Source organism: Phytoactinopolyspora endophytica, assembly GCF_004138495.1.
GTDB lineage: Bacteria > Actinomycetota > Actinomycetes > Jiangellales > Jiangellaceae > Phytoactinopolyspora > Phytoactinopolyspora endophytica.
The window spans coordinates 26,183-26,577 of record NZ_ML142853.1 but is presented as its reverse complement, the minus strand read 5'-3'; the positions used below and the strand labels follow the sequence as shown (position 1 = coordinate 26,577).

Sequence of the window (395 nt, the reverse complement as noted above, 5' to 3'; positions counted from 1 at the left end):
TGATCGCTCGGCCGTCGGGCCATGGCAACTGAGCCGGCTGTCCCAGGCCGCCGTCGGCGAGCGCTTCCTTGACCAGCGCACGGGAGTGGGCCACGGTGTCCTGCCAGAGCGTGCGAATCTGCTCGGGTGTGTTGTCGGTGGTGGAGTTCCATTCCCAGTCGGGGTCGGCGTCCCAGTCCACGGTGTCCCATGGGGATCCTGGCTCTTGTCCGTGCAGGGTGTAGGTGAACCAGCCTTCCTCCACCCAGGCCATGTGCTTCATGATTCCGCCCAGGGTCATCGATGAGGCGCCGACGGTTGCGTTCAGGCCTGCCGAGTCCAGCCCAGCGCATTTCCACTCTAGGGTGGCGCGCTGGAAGTCCAGGAAGCCGAGGAGGGTGGCGGTCTCGTCTCCC

Annotated in this window: 1 protein-coding gene; it reads right to left on the bottom strand. The window is 66.3% G+C overall.

Translation table 11 applies throughout. From position 1 onward, the window contains the following. A partial coding sequence (locus tag ELR45_RS10935; RefSeq protein ID WP_129666527.1) for a mycothiol transferase occupies positions 1-395 on the bottom strand: 395 nt, incomplete at both ends.